Origin of the sequence: Paenibacillus rhizoplanae, from assembly GCF_042684125.1 — a bacterium.
GTDB classification, from domain to species: Bacteria; Bacillota; Bacilli; order Paenibacillales; family Paenibacillaceae; genus Paenibacillus_AQ; species Paenibacillus_AQ rhizoplanae.
This window is the reverse complement of sequence record NZ_JBHUKY010000087.1, coordinates 1-1,510: the sequence shown is the minus strand read 5'-3', so window position 1 is coordinate 1,510 and position 1,510 is coordinate 1. Positions and strand designations below refer to the sequence as shown.

At 46.3% G+C, this 1,510-nt stretch carries 1 protein-coding gene; it reads left to right on the top strand.

Annotation, left to right across the window (positions count from 1 at the left end):
• The first annotated feature begins 153 nt into the window (after positions 1-153).
• Positions 154-1,506, top strand: coding sequence for an IS4 family transposase (locus ACFSX3_RS30455; protein WP_209994896.1), 1,353 nt, complete (start codon positions 154-156; stop codon positions 1,504-1,506).
• Positions 1,507-1,510 lie beyond the last annotated feature (4 nt).

Genomic DNA, 1,510 nt, shown 5'->3' with positions numbered 1-1,510 from the left:
TAACTCAACTTTCGCACCTAGAAAAATGGCTTAAACCCTTGAGCGCGTAAGGGAAATTCAGTAGATTCACTCGTATTGACAAAAAACACCTCGCTTGTTTGGTATCATGGAAGTGTCGAGCTTACCATGCCAACAAGAAAGGTGCGTAACCCTATGTTACAACAACATTCCCTGTCTGAACAGTCTCGCTTTTCCAAACTTTTTGCCACTCTTCACATTGGAAAAACCTTACGGCAAGCAGGTATTTCTAAATCTTTCGGTCTTTCCAGTTTAGCCATTTTTCAAATCGTATTTTCTTTGGTTTTCGAAGAAAAGAACTGGTTTCGGCTTCTGGAAAGCGATCGTGCAGCAGATCTTCCTGGTAAAGATGTTGTCTACCGTTTTTTAAATCAAGCTTCGTTTGCTTGGCGACGCTTTTTGCAGGCTTTAAGTCTTCGTGTTGTGCGTCATTTTGAATCGCTTATCTCTTCTCAGCGCGTACGCGTGTTCATTATCGACGATTCCGTTTTGAGCCGAAACCGGAGTAAAAAAGCAGAGTTGTTAGCACGCGTTTTTGACCATTCCACGGGCAAATTCACTAGGGGCTACACCATGCTAACCCTAGGTTGGTCGGACGGATTTAGCTTCGCTCCGATTGACTTTGTCATGCTGTCTTCAGCGAAATTGGCCAATCGCCTGTGCGAAATGGCTTCGACTCTCTCCAAACGCAGCCATGGATACAAACGGCGGATGGAGGCCTTTTCCCGAAAGCCGGATGCGGTTGTTGCCTTGCTGGATCGGGCGCTACGTGCAGGATTCACCGCCGACTACGTGCTTATGGATAGCTGGTTTACACAAGCGCCGCTACTTCGTCAGCTTACCTCTAAAGGGCTTCCCGTGATCGGCATGGTGAAAGAGATGAAACAACGTTACCTAGTGCAAGGAAAGCGACTGACGCTGCGCGAAGTCTTTCAAACCCTTCCCCAATCGAATGCCAGAGACATTAAAGGCTCCGTCCTGGTAAAAACTGCTTGCGGTTTGCCCGTGAAACTTGTTTTTGTGCGCAACCGGAATAAAAAACGGGAGTGGCTGGCGATTTTGAGTACAGATGTCACGCTGGATGCTGCAGAAATCGTACGAATCTACGGTATGCGCTGGAGTATTGAGACTTTTTTCAAAGTCACCAAAAGCTATTTGAAACTAGGGACTGAGTTCCAGGGACGCTCTTATGACCAATTGATTAGCCATACCACGATTGTATTCAGCCGATATTTGGCAATGGAATACGAACGGCGTCAGTCAAGTGATGACCGAACACTTGGAGGACTTTTTTTCCTCTTCGCCGATGAAGTCCGTGATCTGGATTACCAGACCGCTCTTCAGCAGCTCATGAGTTTATTTCTCGAAATGACCCAGGCAAAAACCAAGAAGAACAAAACAGCAGTTTTTTGTCAACTACAGGATTGGATCTCCGGTTTACCCAGCTATATCAAGGGTTTGTTTGGGGATTTGAGCTGCGAAAGTTGAGTTA